The 24,309-nt window shown below is 65.0% G+C and carries 27 protein-coding genes; 10 read left to right on the plus strand and 17 right to left on the minus strand.

The annotated features are described in order from the left end of the window. The first annotated feature begins 40 nt into the window (after positions 1 to 40). Both IEY43_RS08205 and IEY43_RS08210 read left to right on the plus strand, forming a co-directional pair. Positions 41 to 469 carry a DUF6069 family protein gene (locus IEY43_RS08205; RefSeq protein ID WP_188948104.1) on the plus strand — a complete coding sequence of 143 codons (429 nt, stop codon included), beginning with the start codon at positions 41 to 43 and terminating at the stop codon, positions 467 to 469. A 149-nt stretch (positions 470 to 618) separates the two neighbouring features. After that, positions 619 to 1,056: a DUF6069 family protein gene (locus IEY43_RS08210; RefSeq protein ID WP_188948105.1), complete on the plus strand. Its 438-nt coding sequence runs from the start codon at positions 619 to 621 to the stop codon at positions 1,054 to 1,056. Between the two features lie 67 nt (positions 1,057 to 1,123). On the opposite strand, the gene IEY43_RS08215 is transcribed toward IEY43_RS08210, so the two are convergent. From IEY43_RS08215 to IEY43_RS08240, 6 genes are all read right to left on the minus strand, one after another. After that, on the minus strand, positions 1,124 to 1,381 hold the full coding sequence (locus tag IEY43_RS08215) for a hypothetical protein (RefSeq protein ID WP_188948106.1): 258 nt from the start codon (positions 1,379 to 1,381) through the stop codon (positions 1,124 to 1,126). 147 nt (positions 1,382 to 1,528) lie between these two features. Further along, the gene (locus IEY43_RS08220; RefSeq protein WP_188948107.1) at positions 1,529 to 2,326 is read right to left on the minus strand and encodes an HpcH/HpaI aldolase/citrate lyase family protein; all 798 of its coding nucleotides are present in this window, start codon (positions 2,324 to 2,326) and stop codon (positions 1,529 to 1,531) included. Then, complete coding sequence (locus IEY43_RS08225; RefSeq protein WP_188948108.1) at positions 2,323 to 2,823, minus strand: MaoC family dehydratase; 501 nt, start codon at positions 2,821 to 2,823, stop codon at positions 2,323 to 2,325. The genes IEY43_RS08220 and IEY43_RS08225 overlap by 4 nt, the downstream gene beginning before the upstream one ends. After that, on the minus strand, positions 2,816 to 4,789 hold the full coding sequence (locus IEY43_RS08230) for an ATP-binding protein (protein ID WP_245353539.1): 1,974 nt from the start codon (positions 4,787 to 4,789) through the stop codon (positions 2,816 to 2,818). The genes IEY43_RS08225 and IEY43_RS08230 overlap by 8 nt, the downstream gene beginning before the upstream one ends. 2 nt (positions 4,790 to 4,791) lie before the next feature. Further along, the gene (locus tag IEY43_RS08235; protein ID WP_188948110.1) at positions 4,792 to 6,387 is read right to left on the minus strand and encodes a carboxyl transferase domain-containing protein; all 1,596 of its coding nucleotides are present in this window, start codon (positions 6,385 to 6,387) and stop codon (positions 4,792 to 4,794) included. Next, positions 6,384 to 7,016, minus strand: a complete 633-nt coding sequence (locus tag IEY43_RS08240) for a TetR/AcrR family transcriptional regulator (protein ID WP_188948111.1) — start codon at positions 7,014 to 7,016, stop codon at positions 6,384 to 6,386. Before IEY43_RS08240 ends, IEY43_RS08235 begins: the two co-directional genes overlap by 4 nt. A 146-nt stretch (positions 7,017 to 7,162) precedes the next feature. Here IEY43_RS08240 and IEY43_RS08245 point away from each other — a divergent pair, with 146 nt between their 5' ends. Then, complete coding sequence (locus IEY43_RS08245) at positions 7,163 to 8,350, plus strand: MFS transporter (protein WP_188948112.1); 1,188 nt, start codon at positions 7,163 to 7,165, stop codon at positions 8,348 to 8,350. On the opposite strand, the gene IEY43_RS08250 is transcribed toward IEY43_RS08245, so the two are convergent. Then, positions 8,238 to 9,065 (minus strand): ABC transporter permease, encoded by an 828-nt coding sequence (locus tag IEY43_RS08250; RefSeq protein ID WP_188948113.1) that lies wholly within the window; start codon positions 9,063 to 9,065, stop codon positions 8,238 to 8,240. The two genes, IEY43_RS08245 and IEY43_RS08250, sit on opposite strands and share 113 nt — an antisense overlap. 302 nt (positions 9,066 to 9,367) lie before the next feature. Continuing rightward, positions 9,368 to 10,021: a metal ABC transporter ATP-binding protein gene (locus IEY43_RS08255; protein ID WP_188948114.1), complete on the minus strand. Its 654-nt coding sequence runs from the start codon at positions 10,019 to 10,021 to the stop codon at positions 9,368 to 9,370. Between the two features lie 23 nt (positions 10,022 to 10,044). Here IEY43_RS08255 and aztB point away from each other — a divergent pair, with 23 nt between their 5' ends. From aztB to IEY43_RS08280, 5 genes are all read left to right on the plus strand, one after another. After that, positions 10,045 to 10,953: a zinc ABC transporter permease AztB gene (gene aztB / locus IEY43_RS08260; protein WP_188948115.1), complete on the plus strand. Its 909-nt coding sequence runs from the start codon at positions 10,045 to 10,047 to the stop codon at positions 10,951 to 10,953. Positions 10,954 to 11,078: 125 nt separating this feature from the next. Beyond that, on the plus strand, positions 11,079 to 12,221 hold the full coding sequence (locus tag IEY43_RS08265) for an ABC transporter (RefSeq protein ID WP_188948116.1): 1,143 nt from the start codon (positions 11,079 to 11,081) through the stop codon (positions 12,219 to 12,221). After that, a complete protein-coding gene (gene aztC / locus IEY43_RS08270) occupies positions 12,218 to 13,141 on the plus strand; it encodes a zinc ABC transporter substrate-binding protein AztC (protein ID WP_229777323.1) in 924 nt (307 codons plus the stop codon). Before IEY43_RS08265 ends, aztC begins: the two co-directional genes overlap by 4 nt. Before the next feature lie 76 nt (positions 13,142 to 13,217). Next, positions 13,218 to 14,411 (plus strand): zinc metallochaperone AztD, encoded by a 1,194-nt coding sequence (aztD, locus tag IEY43_RS08275; protein WP_188948117.1) that lies wholly within the window; start codon positions 13,218 to 13,220, stop codon positions 14,409 to 14,411. 149 nt (positions 14,412 to 14,560) lie between these two features. Beyond that, positions 14,561 to 14,815: a DUF8462 domain-containing protein gene (locus IEY43_RS08280; RefSeq protein WP_508614596.1), complete on the plus strand. Its 255-nt coding sequence runs from the start codon at positions 14,561 to 14,563 to the stop codon at positions 14,813 to 14,815. 12 nt (positions 14,816 to 14,827) lie between these two features. Here the strand turns inward: IEY43_RS08280 and IEY43_RS08285 are convergent, their stop codons facing one another. The 4 genes from IEY43_RS08285 to IEY43_RS08300 all read right to left on the minus strand — a co-directional run bounded on the left by IEY43_RS08285 (position 14,828) and on the right by IEY43_RS08300 (position 18,673). Continuing rightward, a complete protein-coding gene (locus IEY43_RS08285; RefSeq protein WP_188948119.1) occupies positions 14,828 to 15,583 on the minus strand; it encodes an iron ABC transporter ATP-binding protein in 756 nt (251 codons plus the stop codon). Further along, on the minus strand, positions 15,580 to 16,563 hold the full coding sequence (locus IEY43_RS08290) for an iron chelate uptake ABC transporter family permease subunit (RefSeq protein ID WP_188948172.1): 984 nt from the start codon (positions 16,561 to 16,563) through the stop codon (positions 15,580 to 15,582). The genes IEY43_RS08285 and IEY43_RS08290 overlap by 4 nt, the downstream gene beginning before the upstream one ends. A 55-nt stretch (positions 16,564 to 16,618) precedes the next feature. After that, on the minus strand, positions 16,619 to 17,599 hold the full coding sequence (locus IEY43_RS08295) for an ABC transporter permease (RefSeq protein ID WP_188948120.1): 981 nt from the start codon (positions 17,597 to 17,599) through the stop codon (positions 16,619 to 16,621). An 87-nt stretch (positions 17,600 to 17,686) separates the two neighbouring features. Further along, entirely contained in the window at positions 17,687 to 18,673 is a 987-nt protein-coding gene (locus IEY43_RS08300; protein ID WP_188948121.1) for a siderophore ABC transporter substrate-binding protein, read from the minus strand. Positions 18,674 to 19,008: 335 nt separating this feature from the next. Here IEY43_RS08300 and IEY43_RS08305 point away from each other — a divergent pair, with 335 nt between their 5' ends. Further along, positions 19,009 to 19,572, plus strand: a complete 564-nt coding sequence (locus tag IEY43_RS08305; protein ID WP_229777324.1) for a GNAT family N-acetyltransferase — start codon at positions 19,009 to 19,011, stop codon at positions 19,570 to 19,572. Here the strand turns inward: IEY43_RS08305 and IEY43_RS08310 are convergent. Beyond that, positions 19,562 to 20,092, minus strand: a complete 531-nt coding sequence (locus IEY43_RS08310) for a DUF488 domain-containing protein (protein ID WP_188948123.1) — start codon at positions 20,090 to 20,092, stop codon at positions 19,562 to 19,564. The genes IEY43_RS08305 and IEY43_RS08310 overlap by 11 nt on opposite strands. 3 nt (positions 20,093 to 20,095) lie before the next feature. Next, on the minus strand, positions 20,096 to 20,314 hold the full coding sequence (locus tag IEY43_RS08315; RefSeq protein ID WP_188948124.1) for a hypervirulence associated TUDOR domain-containing protein: 219 nt from the start codon (positions 20,312 to 20,314) through the stop codon (positions 20,096 to 20,098). A 197-nt stretch (positions 20,315 to 20,511) separates the two neighbouring features. Between IEY43_RS08315 and IEY43_RS08320 the strand changes: the two genes are divergently transcribed. Further along, entirely contained in the window at positions 20,512 to 21,192 is a 681-nt protein-coding gene (locus IEY43_RS08320; RefSeq protein ID WP_188948125.1) for an NAD(P)H-binding protein, read from the plus strand. A gap of 235 nt (positions 21,193 to 21,427) precedes the next feature. On the opposite strand, the gene IEY43_RS08325 is transcribed toward IEY43_RS08320, so the two are convergent. The 3 genes from IEY43_RS08325 to IEY43_RS18340 all read right to left on the minus strand — a co-directional run bounded on the left by IEY43_RS08325 (position 21,428) and on the right by IEY43_RS18340 (position 23,973). Next, the gene (locus IEY43_RS08325; RefSeq protein ID WP_188948126.1) at positions 21,428 to 22,177 is read right to left on the minus strand and encodes an aspartate/glutamate racemase family protein; all 750 of its coding nucleotides are present in this window, start codon (positions 22,175 to 22,177) and stop codon (positions 21,428 to 21,430) included. A gap of 10 nt (positions 22,178 to 22,187) precedes the next feature. Further along, positions 22,188 to 23,717 carry an NCS1 family nucleobase:cation symporter-1 gene (locus tag IEY43_RS08330; RefSeq protein ID WP_308425049.1) on the minus strand — a complete coding sequence of 510 codons (1,530 nt, stop codon included), beginning with the start codon at positions 23,715 to 23,717 and terminating at the stop codon, positions 22,188 to 22,190. 130 nt (positions 23,718 to 23,847) lie between these two features. Further along, positions 23,848 to 23,973 (minus strand): hypothetical protein, encoded by a 126-nt coding sequence (locus IEY43_RS18340; RefSeq protein WP_268240058.1) that lies wholly within the window; start codon positions 23,971 to 23,973, stop codon positions 23,848 to 23,850. Positions 23,974 to 24,309 lie beyond the last annotated feature (336 nt).

Raw genomic sequence — 24,309 nt, forward strand, 5'->3', positions numbered from 1 at the left:
ACGGGTGTTCGGTTTTCCATATCAAAGGAGATGGTCAGCCATGCAAGCTGACGTCAAATTCAAAATGCCGTTTAACTTCGTCCAGGTGTTGATCGCAGCCTTTGGCGCCATGGCCCTGAGCGCACTCACTTTCTTCATCGCGGAGGCCGCCGGGGCGTCCATGAAATTCTCCGACGGGATGTTCCAGAACTTCGATTTCATCCACATCATTCGGTTCACCGTGCCTCCGATCGTGGTGCTCGGCTTCCTGACCTTCCTCATCGCACGCGGCCGTCCGGGATTCTGCCGCATCGCCCAGGTGATCGGGCTTGCCCTGCTGCTCCTCTCGGCCGTGACGCAGCTGTTCTTCGCCGAGGATGCGGGAAGCGCGATCGCGGTCGCCATCATGCACGTGATCGTCGGCGCCAGCTGGTACATCGCGGTGAACAATTCCAACAAGAAGGCCAACGAGCGAGCCATGGCCGGCTGATTGGGCTCGGCACGTTCCGGGGGCGTGCCAACTCGCGGATAATCGGTGCGGGCCGGGTGTTGCGGAAGTCACCCGGCCCAAGGGTTTTGGCCGGTTGTGTTCGACTATAGAATCGTTGAGAACTGTCAACGATATTTTAGGGAATGCCAATGGCCCCGCAGGGAACCCCAAACAGCCCATTCAACTTCATCCAGGTAGCCATCGCCGCGCTCGGCGCAGGCTACCTCAACGTCATCATCTTCTTCATCGGCGGCTCGGCCGGAGCCACGATGCAGATCGGTGAAACTTCGCACGACGTCGTGCACTTCGCCCAGGTTCTGGGCTACACCTGGGCTTCGATAGTTGTCTTGGGCTTCGTGGTGTTCCTGCTCGGCCGGGCCAAGAAGGGCGTCACCAAGGTGGCCCAGTGGATCGGCCTGATCATCGCCGTGGCGTCGATCGCCTTCCCGATCATGAACTCCGCCGATGTCGCCACCGCCATCACGCTGAGCATCATCCACGTCATGACCGGTGTTGCATGGTTCTTCGCCGTGCATTACGGAAACAAGAAACTGCATACTGAAGCGCAGGCAGTCGCTGTCGCCTAACGCCAGGCTGAAAATGTCGGCATCGGAAGTCGCTTCCGATGCCGATTTTTGCGTCCTTTGGGGATCCTTAAGGCTTGCGGTGGACCAGATAGATCAGCATCGCGATGATCTTGTGCAGGACCACGATGGAGAAGATTCCGGCCAGTAGGAAAAGGCCGATGGCCGACATGGAGGCCACCGTCAGCCCCCATGTATTGATGGTGATCGCACCGTTCTGCATGAAGTAAGCGTTGGCGCTGCTGGATGCAATGCCCAAGACCCAGCAGATGATGGCGCACCAGAAAAAGACCAGGGTGTCATAGCCGGGCTTGCGAGTGGAAGACATGAACTACCTTTGAGCGTTCGAGCCGCGTGGCCTGTCCAAGCGACGCATCATCAACGCTAGGCGCAGGAGCCATGGGCGGCCAAACGCTCCGCGGTCCATGTCGGAGGCCAGCACGGGGCGCGCTTTCCCGGTGTGCTTAACAGGCCGTCACTTTCCGCCCTCCACGATGGCCCGGGCCTGCCGCAGCAACGGCTCGTCGACCATCTGCCCTTCGAAGGTGAAAGCGCCGGAGTTCCCGGTGGCGGCGGCCAGCAGCCGCCTCGCCCGCTCCAGTTGTTCATCCGAAGGGGTGAAGGCGTCGCGGATGACCTGCATCTGGCTGGGATGGATGCTGGCCTTGGCGGTGAAGCCGCTGGCGGCGGCGTCGGCCGCCTCAACCCGCAGCCCGTCCAGATCCGCGATGTCCAGGTAGACGGAGTCGATGGAGCCCTTGCCGTGTGCGGCCGCCTGCAGCAGCACCTGCGCGCGGGCGAAGCGGGAGACGTCCCGGTAGCCGCCGTCCGGGTGGCGCGAGGAGGTGCCGCCCAGCGAGGCGGTCAGGTCCTCGGCGCCCCACATCAGGGCGGAGACGTTGGCCGCCGCCGCGATCTGCGCGGCCGCGTTGATGCCTCGGGCGGTTTCGCACAGCGCAATCACCTCGAAGGGATCCAGCTTCAGCACCTGCTCGGCGGATTCGCATTTGGGCAGCATGATCCGGGTGTAGCCGGCCTGCTTGACCGCGCGCAGGTCGGCGACGATGTAGTTGGTGTCGAACGGGTTCACGCGCACGATGGTGCGTTCGGGGTCCAGCGAGCTGTCCAGCACCGCCTGCCGGGCGGCTTCCTTGTGCTCCGGGGCGACGGCGTCCTCCAGGTCCAGGATGACGGTGTCGGCGCGGTCGGCGGCCTTGGCGTAGCGGTCGGGCCGGTCGGCCGGGCAGAACAGGATGGCGGGTCCGAGTTTCATGACTTCTCCTTGCTCAGCGCCGCCTCGTGGGCGGCCTTGGTCCACATCAGGCAGGTGCGGGTGGCGGTCGCGACAACCACCCCGTCCTGGTTGCGCCCGGTGTGCCGCATGGTGGCGATGCCCTGGCCGGGGCGGGATTTCGAGGGGCGGACCTCGACGATTTCGGTTTCGGTGTACAGGGTGTCCCCGTGGAACACCGGGTGCGGGAAGCTGACCGCGTCCAGCCCCAGCTGTCCGATGATGGTGCCCTCGGTCAGCTGCGGCACCGATTGGCCGATCATGGTGCCCAGGGTGAACAGGGAGTTGACCAGCGGCTTGCCGAAGGGCTGCGTGGCGGCCCAGGCGGCGTCCAGGTGCAGGCCCTGGTTGTTCATGGTCAGCGTCGTGAACAGCACGTTGTCCGACTCGGTGATCGTGCGTCCGGGGCGGTGCTCGTAGAGCTCGCCGGCGGTCAGTTCGTCCAGGTACAGCCCGCGCTGCACGATGCGGTTAGCCATGTTGGTCCTTTCGCGTATGCCCATCATCGGCGCTCGGCTCGATGGTGGCAAGGGTCTGCTTGGTGGTGACCAGGTCGCCGGGTTTCAGCGCGGGCATGCGCACGATCCCGTCGGCGGGGGAGGCCAGCTGGTGCTCCATCTTCATCGCCTCCACGATCAGCAGCACCTGCCCGGCGGTGACCGCGTCGCCGTCGGCCGCCTTCACCGCGATCACGGTTCCGGGCATGGGGGAGCTGACGTGCGGGGAGACGCCTGCGGCGCCGGCGCCCTCGGGGACCTGCTCGCGCCGGCCCCGGCGGCGCACCGCGGTGCTCCAGCCCGCCGAGCCCAGCCAGAGGGTGTCGCCCTCGCGCGCCCAGCTGATGTGCGCCAGCTGCCCGTCGACCTGCACCCCGTTGGGGGTGTCGAGCAGCCGGTGGGGCTCGCCATCCACCAGCGCGGCGCCGGCGGCCAAGTCAACCTCGACCAGCCCGCCGTCGGCTTCCAGCTGCAGGCGGCGCGGGGCCGGGGCGCCCGGCCGCCAGCCGTCGGCCGCCCAGGGGCCGGTCCCCGGCTCCGGGCTGAGCAGGTGCGCGGCCAGGGCCAGCTCGGCGGCGGAGATCCGGCGGAACTCGAAGCTGCGGCGCTCGATCAGCGTGGTGTCCAGATTGCCGGCGGCCACGTCCGGATCGGCCAGCAGCAGGCGCAGGTACTCGATGTTGGTTTTCACGCCCAGCACCACGGTGTCTGCCAGCGCCCGGTCCAGGGCGCGCAGCGCGGCGGGGCGGTCGGGCCCGTCGGCGATCACCTTGGCCAGCATCGGGTCGTAGTGCGGGCTGATCTGCTGGCCTTCGCGCAGCGCGGCGTCCACGCGCACGTGGCCGGGCAGCCGCAGCTTGCCCACGGTGCCGATGGAGGGCAGGAAGCCGGCGGCCGGGTCCTCCGCGTAGAGCCGCGCCTCGATCGCGTGCCCCTGCCAGCCCACCTCTTCCTGGCCGAAGTCCAGCGGCTGGCCGGCGGCGATGCGCACCTGCCAGGCCACCAGGTCGAGCCGCTCGCCACGCACCCGCACCACCTGCTCGGTGACCGGGTGCTCGACCTGCAGCCGGGTGTTCATTTCCATGAAGTAGAACTCGTCCGGGTTTGCGTCGCTGAGCAGGAACTCGACGGTGCCGGCCCCGACGTAGCCCACCGAGGCGGCCGCAGCGACGGCCGCGGCGCCCAGCCGGGAACGCAGCGCGGCGTCCACCAGCGGGGAGGGGGCCTCCTCGATGACCTTCTGGTGCCGGCGCTGCAGCGAGCATTCGCGTTCGCCCAGGTGCAGGACGGTGCCGTGGGCGTCGGCCAGGATCTGCACCTCGATGTGCCGGGGGCTGGGCACCAGGCGCTCCAGGAACAGGGTGTCGTCGCCGAACGCCGCGGCGGCGGTGCGCCGGGCGCTGGCCAGCGCCTCGGGCAGGTCCTCGGGGGAGCGGACCTCGACCATGCCCTTGCCTCCGCCGCCGGCCGAGGGCTTGATCAGCAGCGGGTAGCCGACGCCCGCCGCGGCGGCGGCCAGCGCGGCGTCGTCGAGTCCGGGTTCGGCGATGCCCGGGGTGGTCGGCACCTGATGGGCGGTGACGTGGTTCTTCGCGCGGATCTTGTCGCCCATCAGGTTGATGGCCTGAACCGGCGGGCCGATGAAGGTGATGCCGGCGGCTTGAAGGGCGCGGGCGAAGTCCACGTTCTCCGAGAGGAAGCCGTAGCCCGGGTGCACCGCCTGCGCGCCGACGGCCCGGCAGGCGGACAGGATCGCCTCGATGTCGAGGTAGCTGTGCGCGGCCGGGGCGGGGCCCAGCCGCACTGCCACGTCGGCGGCGGCCACGTGCGGGGAGCCGGCGTCGGCGTCGGAGTAGACAGCGGCCGAACGGAGGCCCATGGCGCGCAGGGTGCGGATCACGCGCACGGCGATCTCTCCGCGGTTGGCTACGAGTACTGTGTTGAACATGCTCACATCCTGAACAGGCCGAAGGTGGTGTCCGGCAGCTGGCCGGCGCAGGCGTCCAGTGCCAGGCCGAGCACGCGGCGGGTGTCGGCCGGGGCGATGACCCCGTCGTCCCACAGCCGGGCGGTGGAATACCAGGGGCTGCCCTGGGTTTCGTATTGCGCGCGGATCGGCGCCTTGAAGGCCTCTTCGTCCTGCGCGGGCCAGTCCTGCCCGGAGGCTTCCAGCCCGTCGCGCTTGACCGTGGCCAGCACGCTGGAGGCCTGGGCCCCGCCCATCACGGAGATGCGCGCGCCCGGCCACATCCACAAAAAGCGGGGGCTGTAGGCGCGCCCGCACATCGAGTAGTTGCCCGCGCCGAAGGAGCCGCCGATGACCACGGTGAACTTGGGCACCCGGGCGGTGGCCACCGCGGTGACCATCTTCGCCCCGTGCTTGGCGATGCCGTCGGCCTCGTAGTCCCGGCCGACCATGAAGCCTGCAAGGTTCTGCAGGAACACCAGCGGGATGCCGCGCTGGTCGCAGAGCTGGATGAAGTGTGCGCCCTTGAGCGCCGACTCGGAGAACAGCACCCCGTTGTTCGCGATGATGCCCACGCGGTGCCCGTACAGCTGCGCGAACCCGGTGACCAGGGTGGTGCCGTAGTCGACCTTGAACTCGTGGAACTCGCTGCCGTCCACCAGCCGGGCGATCACCTCGCGCACCTCGTAGGGGGCGTTGACGTCCACCGGGACGATGCCCGCCAGCTCGTCCGCGTCGTAGAGCGGCTCGGCGTAGGCGGCGGTCCGGGGTTCCGGCTCGGGCAGGGTCGAAATGATGTCGCGCAGGATCTGCAGCGCGTGCTCGTCGTTCTCCGCCAGGTGGTCCACCACCCCGGAGGTCTTTGCGTGCAGTTCCCCGCCGCCGAGCTCCTCCGCGGTGACCACCTCGCCGATCGCGGCCTTCACCAGCGGCGGGCCGCCCAAGAAGATGGTGCCCTGGTTGCGCACGATCACCGTCTCGTCGCTCATCGCCGGCACGTAGGCGCCGCCGGCGGTGCAGGAGCCGAGCACCGCCGCCAGCTGCGGGATCTTGGCCGCGGAGAGGTTGGCCTGGTTGTAGAAGATCCGCCCGAAGTGCTCTCGGTCCGGGAACACCTCGTCCTGCATCGGCAGGAATGCGCCGCCCGAGTCCACCAGGTACACGCAGGGCAGCCGGTTCTCCAGCGCGATCTCCTGCGCGCGCAGGTGCTTCTTCACGGTCATCGGGAAGTAGGTGCCGCCCTTGACGGTGGGGTCGTTGGCCACCACCATCACGTGCCGGCCGTGCACCAGCCCGATGCCGGCGATCAGGCCCGCGCCCGGGCTGGCGCCGTCGTACATCCCCTCCGCGGCCAGCGGCGCGACCTCCAGGAAGGGCGAGCCGTCATCCAGCAGCCGGTCCACCCGGTCGCGGGGCAGCAGCTTGCCGCGCTGAACGTGCCGCGCCCGGGACTTCTCCGAGCCGTCGCGCGCGGCCCTTGCCAGGCGCTCATAGAGCTCGTCGACCAGCGGCTCGTACTCGCCGCGGCGGCGGGCGAATTCCGCGGAATCCGGGTCGACGTGCGTGGGCAGGGTCTTCATCGTGCTCCTTCGGGGTCGTTCGGTTCGCTGTCCAGCCGGGCGGGAACCGGCAGCTCTTCGGGGACGGCCGGCTCGGCCGCCAGGATGCGCAGGGCCATCTGGATGAAATTCAGCTGCACCTGGGCCAGGGCCAGCCGCCCGCCGGGGCGGTACCAGTGCGCCACGCCGGTGCCCATCTCCATGATGGCCAGCCGGGCCATGCCCGCATCCGGGGCGTGGAACAGGCCCGCGCGCTCGCCGTCGGCCAGCGCGTCGGTGAACAACTGCTCGTATTCGTCGCGCAGGGACTGCATGGCCGCGCGGTGCTCGCCGGACAGCGAGCGCATCTCGTATTCGGCCACGCGCGCGGTCTGCGGGTTGGTGGCGGTGAAGCCGACGTGGAAGGCGACCAGCGAGGCCAGCCGTTGCGCGGGGTCGGCGTCCTCGATGGCGTCCTGCGCGCCGTCGATCATCGCGTCCAGGCAGTTGCGGATCACGCCCAGCAGCAGCTCCTGCTTGCCGCCGACGTAGTGGTAGAGGGTCGCCGAATTCAGCCCGACCGCGGCGCCCAGCTCCCGGATCCCGGTGGCGGCGAAGCCCTTGCGCGCAAAGCAGCTCACCGCGGCCCGGTGGATTTGTCCCAGTTGCATGCAGCTCCCAATCGATCGATTGACACCCAGTACACCGCACGCCGCTTGGTGGTGTCAATCACTTGATTGGTTTTCTGGTTAAGCCGTTGCATCGGCGCCGGGGAGACGCCGTGACATGATGGAATCCAGTGACGACGAAGGAGCCCATGCTTCCCACCATCGAGAACCGCCGCGCCCGCGGGGCCGTCGCCGCGCTGTTCCTGACCAACGGGGCGCTGTTCGCCAACATGGCTCCGCGGCTGCCCGAGTTCAAGGAGCAGCTGGGCCTGGAAGCCGGTGCCTACGGCCTGCTGGTCACCGCGTGGCCGGTGGGAGCGATCATCGCAGGGCTGGCCGCCGGGTCGCTGATCCGGCGTTTCGGGTCGGCGGCGGTCGCGGTGTTCGGCACCCTGGCCACGGGCCTGGCGGTGCTGGGCGCCGGTTCGGCCGGAAGCCTGGCCCTGGTGGCGGCGGCCTTCGTTGTCGGCGGGGCCATGGACACGATCACCGACGTGGCGCAAAACGCGCACGGACTTGAAGTGCAGCGCCGCTACGGGCGCCCGATCCTGAACTCCTTCCACGCGCTGTGGTCAGTCGGCGCGGTGCTCGGCGGCTTCATGGCGGCCGGCGCCATGGCCCTGGGCCTGCCGCTGGCCGCGCATTTCACGATCTCCTGGCTGCTCTTCGCCGCCGTGGCGCTGACCGCGTTCAGATTCTGCCTGCCGGCGCGCGGTCCCGTCGAGCCGGTCGGGGAGCAGTCCGCCGCGACCGAGCCCGTGCCGGCGGCCTCGCGTTCGCGGGTCACCGTGGTCATCGCGGCGCTGGTGCTGATCGCCTCGGCCGGCATCATGGTGGAGGACGCGGGCAACACCTGGGCCACGCTGTATCTGGGGTCGCTGGGCGCGCCGTCCGCGCTGGCCGCCTCGGGCTACATTGCGCTGGTCGGGGCCCAGTTCATCGGCCGCATCCTGGGCGATGGCCTGGTGCATCGTTTCGGCCAGCGGCTCATCGCTCAGCTCGGGGCGGTGCTGGTGGCCGTCGGCATGGGCCTGGCGTTGGCCTTCCCGAGCATTCCCGGCAGCCTGCTGGGCTTCGCCGCCGCCGGGTTCGGGGTGGCCACGCTGGTGCCGGCGGCCATGGAGCAGGCCGACAGGATCCCGGGGCTGGCTCCGGGCACCGGGCTGAGCATCGTCTCCTGGCTGATGCGGCTGGGCTTCCTGCTCTCCCCGCCGCTGGTGGGATTCATCGCGCAGACGTTCTCGCTGCGCGCTGGCCTGCTGGTGGTGCCGATCGCCGGGTTGCTCGTGCTGCTCTGCTCGCCGGTGCTGCGCGCACGCCGACCCGCCGGTCGATGAGTTCTGCCAGCAGGCTCACCGCCACAGCCTGAACCGCCATCAGGTTCACCAGCACAATCAGCTGCACAAGCCCGGCTTCCAGCGGGCTCGCCCCGCCCAGCACCAGCCCGACGAACGCGCCGGGTAGGGTCACCGTGCCCACGGTACGGGTCTGGTCCAGCCCCGGCAGCAAGGCCTCCGCGGCCACCGGCCTGGCGACCAGGCTGCGCGCGTCCCGCATCCCGAAACCCAGGGCCAGCGCGGCTTCGACCTCCCCGGTGCGCTGTTCCAATTCCTGGTGCAGCCGTCGCCCAGCGAGGTTCACCGCGCTCATCGCCCCGCCGATCAGCTGGCCAGCAACTGCGATCATGGCCAGCGGCGACAAGGGCAGTACCCCGAAGGCGAGCATCAGCGCGAGCACCGGCAGCACGCCTCCGGCCATTGCGGCCGCCGGGACCCACCAGGAAAGCGTCCCGATGCGCCGGGTGGAGGTCAGCGTCGCGATCGCGAACATCAGCACCAAAAACGCCGCGGTCAGCGCCGTGGAACGAGAGACCTGGGAAATCAGCAGGGCCACCAGGATCATCTGCGTGAGCGCGCGCACCACGGCCAACAGAATGGCCCGGGCCGGAAGCATCAGGAAGCGGCTGGCCACCACGGCGCTCGCCGCGGCGAGCAGGGCCAGCATGATCCACATGCCCATCCCGGTATTCAGCAGGGAATCGTTCCCGTCCATCGGCAGCCCTTCACCCGTCGGCCGACCGCGATTGCCCGGTCGAGTAGGCCCAATGCCTGCGCACTATCCTATCCAGCCCGGGCGCATGGGGTCCCGCCGACGTTTAGTGCGGATTGCGCGGACGCACCCCGGATGACGGAGAGTGTTTGGGCCGGCAGGGGCAAGCCGCTGGCAAGCCCGGAGCGTTCGGTAGAAAGCAGGCTGGCGATGACGGATTGTTCCCGAATCTGAATATGTCGAGGCGCGCTGCAGGTGCGGCGTGATCTCGGTTGGGCCGCCCGTCCTGACGCTGCGGAAACCATCTAGATATCGGTCTCGGCAGGTGCGGTCATCGTATCGGAGACGATGCGACCAGCTTCCAGAAGCATGACCCGATCACAGATCGCCAACCCGTGACTATCGTGGCTTACCAGAGCGACAGCCCGGCCCATTGCAGCCTCTTCGATCACTGCTTGGTAGATCCGGCGACGGCTTTCTTTGTCCAGCCCGGTCGTCGGTTCGTCCAAGATCAGCGTAGGGGCGTTCTGGGCTAATGCCTGGGCCAGCAGGGTGCGTTGGCGCTGGCCCCCGGAAATCGCATTGAATGGTCGGTCTTCGAGTCCTTGCATTCCTACGCGGTGCATTGCCGTGGCAGCGCGCTTATCCGCTAGACGGCGCGGTATGCGGCAGCGCCAAGTGCCCATGCGGACCACGTCACCCACGGTCAGGGGCAGTGAGTCGGGGGCTTGGCTGCTTTGTACGACCAATGCCACTGCTCCTCGCCATTGGATGTCGCCACGCTGTGGCCGCCGCAGGCCGGCGAGCAGAGAAATCAGTGTCGACTTGCCCGATCCGTTCGGGCCGACAATCCCCAGGATGCTCCCCGGAGTTAACTGGAGGGTGACGTCATGCAAGACGTCTGTATCGGCGTAGGAAAAACATAGTTTTTCTGCGGTGATTGTAGGCAGGTCATCCATGTTCCCACCCTATCAAATTGCTAATGATTCTCATTAACGATAAGTTTCTTGCTGTGTTGATTGAGCCTCTGCAGACAGACTTCATGCTTCGAGCGGTAATAGGTGGAACCTTAGCAGCCACGATTTGCGCCATCGCTGGGACCTGGGTGGTGATCCGGGGAATGGCTTTCCTCGGAGAAGCCTTGGGCCATGGAATGCTTCCCGGGGTTGCCCTGGCTACGGTATTCGGGCTGCCGCTGATTCTCGGAGCCGCTGTCAGCGCTGCGGCGATGAGTGCCGCCATCGGGGTACTGCAACGACGGGGGCGGATGTCTTTCGACACGAGTATCGGTCTGTTGTTCGTGGCAATGCTCTCGATTGGTGTCATCGTGGTTTCCCACTCGCGTAGCGTCGCCACGGACGCGACAACCATGCTTTTCGGCGACATTCTCGCCCTTAAGGACACGGACCTGCTGATTTTGTGTGCAGGGCTGGGTATCGCGCTGTTCATCGCAGTGAAGTTCCACCGCAATTTCACCGCTACGGCCTTCGACGAGCGCATTGCTACCACGTTGGGACTGCGACCTCGGCTGACGCAGGTGGTCTTGGTGGGCTTGGTGACGTTGGCGGTTACGGCGTCTTTCCAAGCTGTGGGAACACTTTTGGTGGTCGGACTGCTGCTGGCTCCCGTGGTGGCAGCAAACCGCTGGTCTACTCGCATCCACACCACCATGTGCTTGGCCGCCATTTTCGGTGCCGTTTCCGTTGTAGGCGGCCTGTTGATGTCGTGGTACTTCGGCACCGCTGCGGGGGCCACGATTGCAGGTAGCGCGATCCTCATCGCCGGGTTGTCGGCCTTCTGCCGAATTGCGGCCAAACGGCTGCGCGCCACGAATCTTGAACCTCGTGCAGCTTCTGAACTATCCATTCCCGAATTCGAAAGAACGACATGAATCGCGTCTTTGCATCCTTCGCCGTGACGGCAGTAGCCCTAGCTTCGCTGACTGGCTGCGTTGTGTCCACAGAACAACCCCCACCAGCTGAACCAGTGACGGGTGCGAGCTACCCCGATGATTCCATGCATGGCACGGTACAGGGGGCCCAAGAGAGCACCGAAGCACCGCTGCACGTCGTTGCCGTTGATGCCATGGGGCACGCGAGTACTACCGATTTGCTGGATGGCACGGAATCTCGTTTGGAAACTCTCGGTGTACCAACCGCACTCGCCAGCGACGGACGATACGTCTTCGCCTCGACTCTCGACGGGCTGTCGATCATCGACAGCGGGATGTGGAGCTGGGCTCATGGAGACCATTTCCACTATTACCGGGCCGCGCCTCGAAGCGTGGGAACACTGCAAGGGGGAGCACAAGCAACGGTCACCGGATCGGCGTTGTCCACCGCTGGCGGCACGGGTGTTTTCTTCCGAGACACTGGAAAAGCCGTGCTGTTGGATAACGCGGAACTTGCCGAAGGGCGCCTGAAGTCCGTTTTCGAGGTCGACGCGGGCGTACACAAGGGTCTTGTTGCGCCGCTGGGCGACGGAGCACTGGTTACGGTCGCCGGCGACAACGGCACATCATCGGCAGTCCAGTTCATCGGAGCCTCGGGACAGCCTGTCCCTGGAACTGAAACGGAGTGCGAAGACGCCAGCGGATCTGCCAACACGCCTGCGGGATTGGTCATCGGCTGCGCCGGGGGTGCCCTGGTCGCCACCGTGGACGAGGCCAGCGGCGGCGCACCGCACTACCAGCGCATCTCCTACCCCAAGGGGACCAAGGCGGAAGATCGGGCAGAGCGTTTCGGCGGGCGCAAGGGACGCACCAGTGTCGCCGCAGTGGCCGGTAATCATGGCGCATGGGTGCTTGACGTGCGCGAAGGAACATGGCGGCGTATTCTGGCCGATGTTCCGCTGCTGAAGGTGAGCGCGGTAGACGACAAGGAAGGGCACGTACTCGCAGTGGATACGTCGGGACGTATCCACGTTCAGAAGCTCAACAGCAATGACCGACCCGACGTCTCCAAGCCATTGCTGGCCAAATCCCTCGAAGATCAGGAATCGCTCGCCGGTGTCGAATTGGTGACGGACCAACAGCGAGCCTACGTCAATGATCCGGCGGCCGGAACCGTGCATGAGATTGCCTTTGCCGATGGGGCACGCATTGCCAGGAAGATTGACACTGCTGCCAAACCGGTTTTCATGGCGGTGACCGGACGATGAAAAAAAGCAATATTCGTACATTCGGCGCCTTCGCCATGGTGCTGGCCAGCTTCCTGTTGTCAGGTTGTGTTCCCGAGAGCACGGCGGATGGCACTGCGCGCATTGTGGTCACCACCAATATTCTCGGCGACGTAACCAAAAACTTGGTTGGGGGCGCCGCTGAGGTAAGCACCTTGATGAAGCCGAATGCAGATCCCCATTCATTCGAAATTTCTGCGCGCGAAGCTTCGGAGTTATCGCACGCCGATCTGCTGGTATCGAATGGAATGGGACTTGAAGAAGGGCTGGAGCAGCACCTTGAATCAGCTGCTGCCTCGGGAACGCGGCGATTTGTGGCGGGGGATCACCTGGAGCCAATCGCCTATGACTCCGAAGCGGGCAATAACACACCCGATCCCCATTTCTGGACGGATCCTGCTCGGATGCTCGACGTCATTGACGCCCTGACAACAGAATTACGCGCCGTCGATGGTGTGGACCAGCAGCAATTGGAACGTGCATCTGCGTCGTTCCGCGAGCAAGTGGTGCAGCTAGATCTGCGAATGTCCGATTCCTTTGCGCTGATCCCCTCCGAACGCCGTGCGCTGGTGACCAACCACCACGTTTTCGGGTACCTTGCCGAACGCTTCGATTTCCGCGTGATCGGTGCCGTGATTCCTGGTGGTACCACGCTCGCTTCGCCAAGTGCCGCTGATCTGAAAGACCTGGCGGATGCGATCCGCAAGGCACAGGTCCCGGCGATCTTCGCTGACTCCTCACAACCGGATCGGCTGGTTCAAGCTCTCGCCAGGGAAACCGAAGTCCAGGTCGAGGTCATCGAGTTGTTCACCGAATCCCTGACCGAGCCCGGGCAGGGTGCCTCCAACTATCTGGAAATGATGGCAACGAACACCGAACGTATCACCCGCGGGCTCGGCTGAAGAGCCCACTGAACGAAAAAAGTGTTCAGGAACGTACCAGTGCTCCTGAACCGCACACAAGAAAGGTAAGAACCATATGTACAAGACATACCGCCGATCTTTCGGCATGCTTTCCTCGCTGGCGGTGCTTGCGCTGGCCGCCAGCGCGTGCGCGTCAACCAGCGACGCGGCCTCCAAGACTTCCGCGGAGCCAGAAGAAACAGCTGGTTCCGCTGCGCTGGCGGTCTCCTATGAAAACGGCATCGCTGTACTCGACGGCAAAAGCCTGGAAGTCAGGCAAAGCTTCGACAGCGAGGCATTTACGCGCTTGAATGCGGCCGGGGACGGACGCAGCGTGCTTGTGACGACCTCAAAAGGATTCCAGGTGCTCGACACCAAGACTCCGGAATTGCGCCAAGCGACCTTCGCCGCGAAAGCACCGGGGCACGTGGTGCGCCACGATGGAAAGACCATCCTGTTTGACGATGGCACCGGAGACACAACGATTTTCGAATCGTCTAGTCTTGCACGCAGCGGGAATGATTTGCCCCAAACCAACGTCGTGGCAGGACAGGAAGCGCATCATGGGGTGTCAGTCAAACTCTCGGACGGCACGTTGGTGACAACGGTGGGCACCGCGGAATCACGTAGCGGAGCCAAGGCGCTCGACGAACAGGGGAATGAAATCGCTCGCAGCGAGAATTGTCCAGGCGTGCACGGAGAAGGCACTGCCGCCGGCGAAGCAGTGGTCTTCGGCTGCGAAGACGGGGCGTTGCTCTATCACGATGGACACTTCGACAAGTTCACCGCGCCAGATAAGTACGGACGCATGGGCAACGCGTTCGTCTCCGAATCCAGCCCGTTGATTGTCGGCGATTACAAAAACGACCCGGACGATGAGGGGCACCTGCTGGAGAAGGTGGCGTTGATCGATACCGAAAAGCACAGTTACAAGGTCCTCGACCTGCCGGGGGACCTCAAATACACGTGGAGAGGAGTGGTTCGTGGCCCGCAGGATCGCGCATATATCCTCGCGACCGATGGTTCGATCCATGTCTTGGATCCGGCCTCTGGAAAAGTCACCGGGCAATATCCTGTGATCGGTCCGTGGGAAGGGCCGAAGAATTGGCAGGACGCGCACCCGGCGTTGACAGTGAACGGAGACACGGCCTATGTGGCTGATCCGCAGAACAAGCAAGTCCATGCGGTGAACCTTGCGACGGGCGAAAAGACTGCGAGTGTCACACTCGACGGCGTCCCGAATGAAATGGCAGCCGCCATAGGCCGTTAGCCAAGTTCGGTATTCCGGAACCGGGTTCCGAGACACCCGTGTGAATTCGCACTTGTCTTCGGCACGGCTCCTGGGCATGGAGACGAACCCATACGGCTCTAATCTGGAATTACGTTAGGGATATCGCTGGGATCCGCGAAATTACCCGGATCCCAGCGCGCTGGGAACGCGTCACCCCGGCGGAACGTGAGTATGTGAAGGCCATGGCTGTCGACGGAGACGACGGCTCACGAAGCGCGGACATCGCTCAACGTCTGGGAAAATCTGCACAGGCGTTGGCACCGTTAAGGGCTTCGCTGATTTCCAAGGGGATTATTTATGCGCCGCAGCGTTGGTGCATCGCGTTTACCGTACTCGGGATGGCCATTCTCATTGAACGCCAGCGACAATTACTGGAGGACTGAGCCGGCAACCGGCTAGTAGTACACCGCCAGCGGGCCTTCCGGGCCGGCGATCACGCGCACCGGAGTTTCGAACACGTCTGTGAGGATCTCGTCGCACATGATGCGCTCCGGGGTGCCGAACTCGACGACCTTGCCCTGCTTCATCGCGCAGATGTAGTCCGCGTAGTGCCCGGCGAAGTTGATGTCGTGCAGCACGATCACGATGGTGCGGTTCAGTTCCGCGGCGGCGCGCTTGAGGTGGCGCATCATGATGACCGAATGCTTCATGTCCAAGTTGTTCAGCGGCTCGTCCAGCAGCACGGTGTCGGTGTCCTGCGCGAGCACCATCGCCACGTAGGCGCGCTGGCGCTGCCCGCCGGAGAGCTCGTCCAGGTAGCGGCCTTCCAGCTCGGAGAGGTCCAGGAAGTCGATCGAGCGGGAGATGATTTCCTCGTCCGCCGTGGTCAGCCGGCCCTTGGAGTGCGGGTAGCGGCCGAAGCCCACCAGCTGGCGCACGGTCAAGCGGGTGACGAAGTGGTTCTCCTGACGCAGGATCGAGACAATCTTCGCCAGATCCTTGGAATTGGTCTTGGACACGTCGTAGCCGGCCACCTCGATGCTGCCCGAATCGATGCCCAGCAGGCGCCCGACCATGGTCAGCATGGTGGACTTGCCTGCGCCGTTCGGGCCCACCAGCGCGGTGATGCCGCCGGAGGGGATCTGCAGGGTCACCGGGCCGATCGAGACTTCGGAGGAGTACTTCTTCTGGACGTCGTTGAGGGTGATCACAGCCGGCCCTTTCGCAGGATGAAGATGAGGAATGTAATGCCGCCGACGGCTTCGATGATGATGCCGACCACGCCCTGGGCGTAGAAGACGTTCTTCATGATGAAGTAGGACCCGGCCAGCACCACGAAGCCGGCAAGGAACGCCATCGGGTAGATGAAGCGGTGGTCGTAGGTGTCGGCCAGCTGGTAGGCCAGGGTCGCGACCAGGAAGCCCAAGAAGGTCAGCGGGCCGACCAGCGCGGTGCTCACGGCCATCAGGATTGAGACGAAGAACAGCGTGAGCATCACCTCGCGGCGGTGGTTGATCCCCAGGTTGATGGTGGTTTCCTTGCCCAGCGCCAGGATGTTCAGCTTCTTGGAGCTGGCCACCAGGTAGCCGCCGGCGACGAGCATCAGCGGGATGGCCAGCGGCATGTAGCTCATGTCGGCGTTGGTCATCGAGCCGAACAGCCGCGCGGTGAGCACGTCGAACTCGCTGGGGGTGAGCATGCGCTGCATGAACGTGGCCACCGAGCCCAGCCCGGTGCCGATGATGATGCCCACCAGCAGCATGATCTGGATGTTGCCCAGCTTGCCGGAGAGCAGCCACCCGTACAGCGCCACGGACAGCGCCACCATGATGCCCACCTGCAGCGCGAACTGGCCGATGCCGGTGAAGAAGGTGATGCCGGCGATGCCCAGGAAGAACACCGCGCCGGTTTGCACCACCCGGTACAGCGCCTCGAAGCCCATGATGGACGGGGTGAGCAGGCGGTTGTTGGTCACGGTCTGGAAGGAGACGGTGGCGATCGCCTGGCAGGCGGCGACCACGGCCATGGTCAGGATGCTTCCGGCCCGCATCTTCGCGATGATCCAGAATCCCTCGGTGCCCACCGGCATGGGGTTGTCCCACGCCAGCAGCCCGAAGCCGAAGAGCAGCGCGAGCATGATCATGATGCCCAGGGTAATCCAGTAGCGCTTGCGCACCTTGGGGGTGGGCATCGCGCCGGAGGCCCGGGAGGAGTGGTGTCCGGCGAGTTCCGGCAGTGAAATCAGATTAGCCACGTTTGCGCTGCCTTAGAAGCATGAAGATGAAGACCACGGCGCCGACCACACCCAGGATCAACGACACCGGGATCTCGAACGGCATGATGATGGTACGGCCCACGAGGTCGCACACGGTGGTGATCGCGATGCCCAGCAGGCACACCCACGGCAGGTTGCTGCGCAGGTCGTCGCCGCGCACCATGGACACGAGGTTCGGCACGATCAGCCCCAGGAACGGCAGGTTGCCGATCACCACGGTCACCACACCGGTGGCCACCGCGATCAGCGCGGTGCCCAACAGCATCACGTTGCGGTAGTTCAGGCCCACGTTGGTGGCGATCTCCTCGCCCAGGCCGGCCACGGTGAAGCGGTCCGCGACGATGAAGATCGCCAAGGCCACGGCTGCAACGATCCACAGCACCTCGTACTGCCCGCGGATCACCGAGGTGAACGAGCCGGCCAGCCAGATGCCCAGCGACTGCAGCTTGTCGGTGGTCAGCGCCAGGAACGTGGAAAACGCCCCGACCACCGAGCCCAGCATGATGCCCACGATCGGGACGGTCAGCGAGGCCTTCAGCGAGACGCGGCGCAGGAAGAGGAAAAAGAGCATGGTGCCGGCGAAGGCGAAGAGGATCGCCACAGCCATCTTGGACAGGATGGATGCCTGCGGGAACAGCACCAGCATCACCAGCAGGCCCAGGCCCGCCCATTCGGTGGTGCCGGTGGTCGTCGGCTCGACGAACCGGTTCTGCGTCAGCAGCTGCATGACCAGCCCGCTCATCGCCATCGCCGCCCCGGCCAGCACCAGTGCGATGGTGCGCGGAATACGGGTGATGGCGAACATCTCTGCGCCGTCCTGGGCGCCGAAGATGTCGTAGACGCCGGTGAACAGGGAGAACGCCAGGAGGATGAGCACACCGATGATGCCCAGGAGCAGCTGCCAGCTGAAGAGCCTGCCCTTGGTGCGGGGTGTGGACAACGTGGTAGTCATGAGGCCGCCGATGAATGTGTGGTGATGGTGCAAAGCGGCGGGACCGTGTTCGGTCCCGCCACTTCTACGCTGTGATGCGCGGTGTGATTACTTCGCCGCTTCCAGGGCGTCAGCGAATTCGTTGAGGAATTCGGTGTAGGTCTGGATGCCTTCGTTGGTGTAGGTGTCCGCCGGCATGATGACGACGTGGCCTTCCTTGGCGGCGGTGACGTTCTTCAGCGCCTCGGAGTTCTCCAGCAGTTCCTTGGCCGGCTTGTAGCCTTCGGCGTCCGCCTCGACGGCCGCGTCGCGGTCCATCAGGATGATCCAGTCCGGGTTGGACTTGGCGATGGCCTCCACGGAGACGTCGTCGCCTTCGTGGTCGGTGGAGGAGTCGTCCAGCTTCAGCGCCGGGGTCAGGCCCAGCACGTCGAACAGCGGGCCGACGGTGCGGCCGGTGCCCGGAGCGGAGTAGCCGAACTCGCCGCCGGAGGTGATCAGGCCCATCACGGTGTCTTCAGGGTTGTAGGCGTCGGTGACGCGCTTCTCGGCGGCCTGGAGGTCGGCGACCAGCTTGGCAGCTTCGTCCTGCTTGCCGAAGATCTCGCCCAGCACGGTGGTCTGACGCTCCAGCTCGGTGTCCAGCGGCTCGCCGTCGCGCGGATCCAGGTTCACCACGGTGGCCTTCGGCGCCAGTTCCTTGAGCTTGTCGGCGTGCTGGGTGAAGCGCTGGCCGTTGATGATCAGGTCGGGCTGGACTGCGACGACCGCTTCCAGGTTCGGCTCGCGGTGGCTGCCCAGGTCGACGATCTTCTCGTCCTTGGTGTAGGCGATGGTGTCAGGCATCAGCGCAACGGCGCCGGCCTTCAGCTCCACGCCCCAGTCGGACAGGGTTTCGAAGGTGCGGTTGTCGGTGGCGACGACGGACGCCGGCGGAGTGGCGACACTCTTCTCGCCCTCGTTATCCGTGATGGTGACGGTCTTGGCTGCGCTGTCGGTGTCGCCGGAAGCGGCCGAAGTGGTTGAACCGCAGGCGGTCAGGGACAGGGCTGCGATGCTCAGCAAGGCTGCTGCGCGAAGCTTCATGGAGGCCATGGTTTCCTTCGTGTCGATGCAACCGTCGCGGTTGCTGGAACAAGTGATCTAAGTATTAGCTTAGCCTTAGCTGTAGTAAATACGTTAAGCCGTTGTCCTGTTGTGTGGGACACATAAAGTAGGTTCGTATTGGCTAATCTGAGTCAAAATCCGCGGATTTCCGGGCTTTGGTAGATGGACCTAAGGTGATTGGTTGATAATTGCCACCGGAAAAGTTGGCTATTTGTGACTTGCGGTTGCGCGCACCGGGCCTGGTCGCGGGCGATACCGGCCGGATCGGCCCATGGATTAGGCTTCTTGCTATGGAAGATTCCCTGAATAAAGTGGCCTGGCCCGTGGCAACCGAGCGCTTGTGCCTGCGCAGGCTCGAATCCGAGGATCTTGAAGCCACATGGCGGTATCGCCAGCTTCCCGAAGTCACCGAATGGATCACCGCGGCTCCTGCGACCTTCGGGGAGTATCGGGAACATTTCCTCTCAGAGGGCCGGATCCACCGCGATGTCGCGGTGGAGATCGAGGGGGACGAAGGCAACAAGGTGCTGATCGGCACCGTCATGCTCAAGGTGCATGACGGCTGGGGCCAGAGCGAAATTCTGGACCAGGCCAGAAGCGTTGAAGCAGAGATCGGTTGGAGTTTTGACCCGGCCTACGCCGGGAAAGGCTATGCCACCGAGGCGGTTCGGGCGGTGCTGGAGCTGGGCTTCGGCGCGCTGGGGCTGCGCCGCGTGATCGCAGAGAGCTTCGCGGCCAACGATCGGTCGTGGAAACTCATGGAACGCGTCGGAATGCGCCGCGAGTCCTACAATCGCCGCAACGGGCTGCACCGCAACGGCGAATGGATGGACGGCGTGGTCTACGCGATGCTGGCCGACGAGTGGGGAGAGATGCTCACCGCTTAGGGTAGGTCACCCGGTGCCCCGGATCGATCACCGCGCCCGGGGTGAGTTCAGCTTCCGAAACCGACTCGACGATATGCAGCACCCTGGCGCCACGGGCCATCAGGTGGTCGGCGATGATGCGCCGGTGGCAGCGCCACCACACGGCCTCGGAACACATCAGCGCCAGGCGCTCCTGCTCGGCCTGAGCCACCAGGTTCTGCGCGGCGGCGGCGAATTCCCGGCCCAGCGCATGATCCGCGTAGTTGTGGAAGCTCCGATTCTCCCACCAGGCATTGGTCTCGAACGGCACCGTTGCGCTCACCGGGCGCCGTCCCTCCAATGCCGGATCGGCGCGTAGCCCGATGCCGTATTCCGCCAGCGAGGCATGCAGGGCATCGGCGTTGAACTGAGGGTATCTGTTCGAACCGCGCAGCTTGCGTACGTCGATTACGGTCTGCACCTCGTTGGCTCGCAGCAGTTCGACGAACTGCTCGATGCTGCGTGTCGAATGGCCGATGGTCAGGATCGTCGGGTCGGCCATGGTCTAGTCGTCCTTGAGCAGCCTGAGCGCCTGGCCCTTGTGCGCCGCGATGTGATCGGTCTTGTCGCTCTTGATTTCGTATTGCGGATCGTCCGGGGACGCCCGGCGGGTATGCCCCTTGTAGTCGAAGTCCTGCTCGTGGATTTCGGTGATGCGGCCCGAAACGCGACCGGCCTCGGAATTCCACGAGACGTGGTCGCCGACCTTGAATCTGTGTGCCATGGCAATCTCCTTGGTGGTTACGGCCATTGAACCAGCCGGGCAGGGAGGGAGCAACCGTTCATGGGGGCTGCCCGGTTGAAGTCCGAGCGGGAGCCGGGAGTTCTGTCCGGATCGGGCCTCCACTGCTCGCGGCTATGGAATAGTGGGGCGAACCGTGAGGTTATGCGAAGTGAAGACCAACTAGGAAGGGACGGTTCATGACCGAATCACCACGAGTAGTCATCCTTGGCGGACATGGCAAGATCGCATTGCTGGCTGCCCCCAAATTGAAGGCCAAGGGGTTCGCAGTCGACGCGCTGATCCGGAATCCGGAGCATGCCTCGGATGTCGAGGCCGCATCGGCCAACCCCGTGCTGCTCGACATCGAACGTGCGGGGATGGACGAGCTGGCCGCCGTATTTGACGGCGCGAAGGCGATCGTCTTCTCCGCGGGGGCCGGGGGCGGTGATCCCCGCCGTACCAACGCGGTGGACTTCGAGGCGGCAACCCGAGCGATCCGCGCGGCCCGGCAAAGCGGCGTGAAGCGATTTGTGATGGTGTCCTACGCTCGCGCCTTGGTCGACGTCGACAACCTCGATCCAGCGCACTCCTTCTACCCCTACGCCCGTGCCAAGCATGATGCGGACGAAGCGCTGCGCGACTCGGACCTGGACTATACGATTCTCGGCCCCGGAACGCTGACCTTGGGCCCTGCGACGGGCATGGTCGATGTCGCCGACGAGTCGGGCAAGATCGATGGCAGCGACCCTGCCTCGGCCGATACCTCGCGCGAGAACGTCGCCGAGGCGATTGCGCTGGTGATCGACAAGGGCCTGCTCATCCGCCAGACGGCGAACTTCTTCGACGGGCAGACCCCGATGGAGGAAGCCTGGAGCTAGCGCTCCCCCTAATCTGCAGGACATGTAACCCCCGTGAATTCCACGGGGGTTTCGTCTTGCCTGCGGACTGAAGCAGGTCCGGTGCCAGAGCCGGCTTTCGACGGATTGGGCTTAAAACGGAAATCCCCGCTGCATCAGCAGCGGGGAATTCCATGTCATCACTCGCACCTTCATGAGGTACTTACGAGTCTATGGCGGGTTGCTGTGCGGCAACTAGGCCGGGACTCCTTGTTTGCTAGGCGCGCGTGCCCGCGTCGGCCGGCTGTCGGGTGATCGGCCAGCCGGTGATCTGCTTGGGACGCGGCGGGGCGTAGGTGCGCACCTTGGAGGTGCTCAGTCCCATCCGGACCAGCGATTCGGCGATGGTGACCGCGGCGCGCACCCCGTCGACGATAGGTACTCCCGTGGCCGCGGCCACCTGCTCCTCCAGCTCCGCCATGCCGCCGCAGCCCAGGCAGATGACCTCGGCCTTGTCCTGCTCCACGGCGGCCCGGGACTGCTCCACGATCGCTGCCACCGCGCGCTGCGGGTCGGATTCCAATTCCAGCACCCCCAACCCGCTGGCGCGCACCGAGGCCAGCCGGTCGGTCAGCCCGGCCAGCTTCAACCGGTCCTCGATCAGCGGCACGGCCCGGTCCAGGGTGGTGACCACCGAGTACTTGTGGCCCAGGAACTGTGCGGTGGAGGCGGCGGCTTCGGTGATGTCCACGACCGGAACGTCCAGCAGCTCCTGCAGGCCCTCGCGGCCGTGCTCGCCGTAGCCGGCTTGGATGACCGCGTCGAAGGGCTCGGTGTAGTTCGCGACCTTGTCCATGACGGCCAGCGCGGCCAGGTAGCTTTCGAAGTTGCCTTCGCAGCTGTCGGTGCCGAAGTCCGGGGTCAGCTCCACGATTTCGGTGCCGGGGGAGGCGACCTGGCGTGCGGAGTCGCCGATCGCGCGGGTCATGGACGCGGTGGTGTTCACGTTCAGTACGAGAATCCGCATGTTCGGCTCCTTAGTGCTTCGGGGTGACGGCGATGGCTTCGCCGTCCAGGTCGACGAGGTTCTGGTGCCGTTTGGCCAGCAGCAGGTAGGCCAGCGCGCCGGCGCCGGAACCCAGGAACCAGGCGAAGGCGCCGACCACGTGCAGGGCAGGGACAAAGGCCAGCAGCAGCGCGATGATGGAGCTGATGGCCAGCGCGGCGACCGCGCGGTAGTTGAAACCACGGGTGTAGTAGTAGGTTCCCCCGGGCTCCGCGCGGTACAGGTCCATGACGTTGATGCGTGCGCGGCGCACCAGCCAGTAGTCGGCCATGATGATGCCGAACAGCGGGCCGAGCAGAGCGCCCAGGCCGCCCAGGAAGTAGTTGATGATCTCGGGGGAGTTGTACAGGTTCCACGGCAGGATGACCAAGCCGATCACCCCGGAGATCAGCGCCGCCTTGCGGAAGTTCAGGTGCTTGGGGAAAAGGTTGGTCAGTGCGTAGGTCGGCGCGACGAAGTTCGCCATCAAGTTCACCGCGATGGTCAGCACCAGCAGTGCGCCGGAGGCCAGCAGCAGCAGGAAGGTGTTCGGGATCGCCTCGACCACGTCGGACGGCGAGCTGATGATTTCCCCGTTGATGGAGAACTGCGTGCCGGTCAGCACGACCACGATGGCGCCGAAGAACAACATGTTGATCGGGATGCCGAAGAAGTTGCCCTTGACGATGGCCTTCTTCGAGCGTGCGCCGCGGGTGAAATCGCAGAAGTTCAGCACGAAGGTGCCGTAGATGGAGACCCATAGGGCGGCGGCGCCGAGCATGCCCAGCCACATGTCCAATCCGGACTTCGGGGTTCCGGTGTGCATCGAGACGTTGAAGCCCGATTCGACGAGCATCCAGATGGCCAGCGCCAGGAAGGTCACCAGGATGATCGGCCCGGCGAAGGCCTCGTACTTGCGGATCATCTCCATGCCGTAGCTGACGATGACCAGCTGGATGGCCCACAGGGCCACGAAGCAGATCCAGCCCAGCGAGTTCAGGCCCAGGAAGTTGGTCTCGGTGAGGCCCGCGGCGCCTGGCGCCATGGCGATGACCATGACGGAGAGCACCTGGGAGGCCAGATAGGTCTGGATGCCGAACCAGGCGATGGCCACGGCCCCGCGCAGCAGCGCCGGGATCTGGGCGCCGGTGATGCCGAAGGCGATGCGGCTCATCACCGGGAACGGCACGCCGGTCTTCTCGCCCATGAACCCGGAGAGGGTCAGCAGCGCGAAGAGCAGGACCGCGCCGATGCCCAGCGCTCCGAGGATCTGCCAGCCGCTCATGCCCAGTGCGAAGAGCCCGATGGCGAAGGCGTAGTTGCCCAGCGAATGCACGTCGTTGGCCCACAGGGTGAAGATGCTGTAGGCGCTCCAGGTGCGGCCGGAGCGGGTGGTCGGGGCGAGGTCCTGGTTGTAGAGCGAGGGGCTGAGCTCATAGGGGTTGGCGCGGTCGATTCCCGACCGCTCGTGCCCGGATTCTGCCGGAACGGCAGGCGAAGCTTGAGGCGTGTTCTGCGCCATGATGGACATCCTTTAACAGGGGCCGCGGCCGGGAGGCGGAAAGCCTGGACGGTGGCAGGCGGCGGGATCTATTGGTAGGCGTGCGCGGCGGGTCTGAACGCGTGGAGGTTCGACGGCTGCGGGAAACGCGCTACGGGTAGATCGGCATGCCGAAGTTCAGGTAGAACTCGGCAGGCGTGCCGGAGAACGACAGGACCGGAAGCGGGGTTCCGTGGTCCGGGTTCATGCTGTGCTCCGTGCTGAAATAATTCTGCATGGCTGCTCCTGAGCGTTAATTCTGACTCCGAGATATGTGCCAATCGTGCTTGGTGAATTAACTGTATGCGCTGGGTCACATTATCGCAATAGAAAATATCGATTCCGCATTGCGGGAACCGGGGGGAGCGGAGGGCCGCTTGGGCTTGCGGTGATGGGAGAGGTGTCGAGGCGGTGGGCGAGCTTGCCGCCTGCTCCCGGTTGATGAATTCGATTTGCGGTGCACCGGTGGATTCCAATGGCCCTGGTGGAAAAATCGCCACATGTTTTATCCGGCTGGCGGAAGTTCTTCGGAAAATTCGAGCCCAAGGGTCGTGTTGAAGCTTGGCTGGAGCCT

This window comes from Glutamicibacter protophormiae (assembly GCF_014647495.1).
Taxonomy (GTDB): Bacteria; Actinomycetota; Actinomycetes; order Actinomycetales; family Micrococcaceae; genus Glutamicibacter; species Glutamicibacter protophormiae.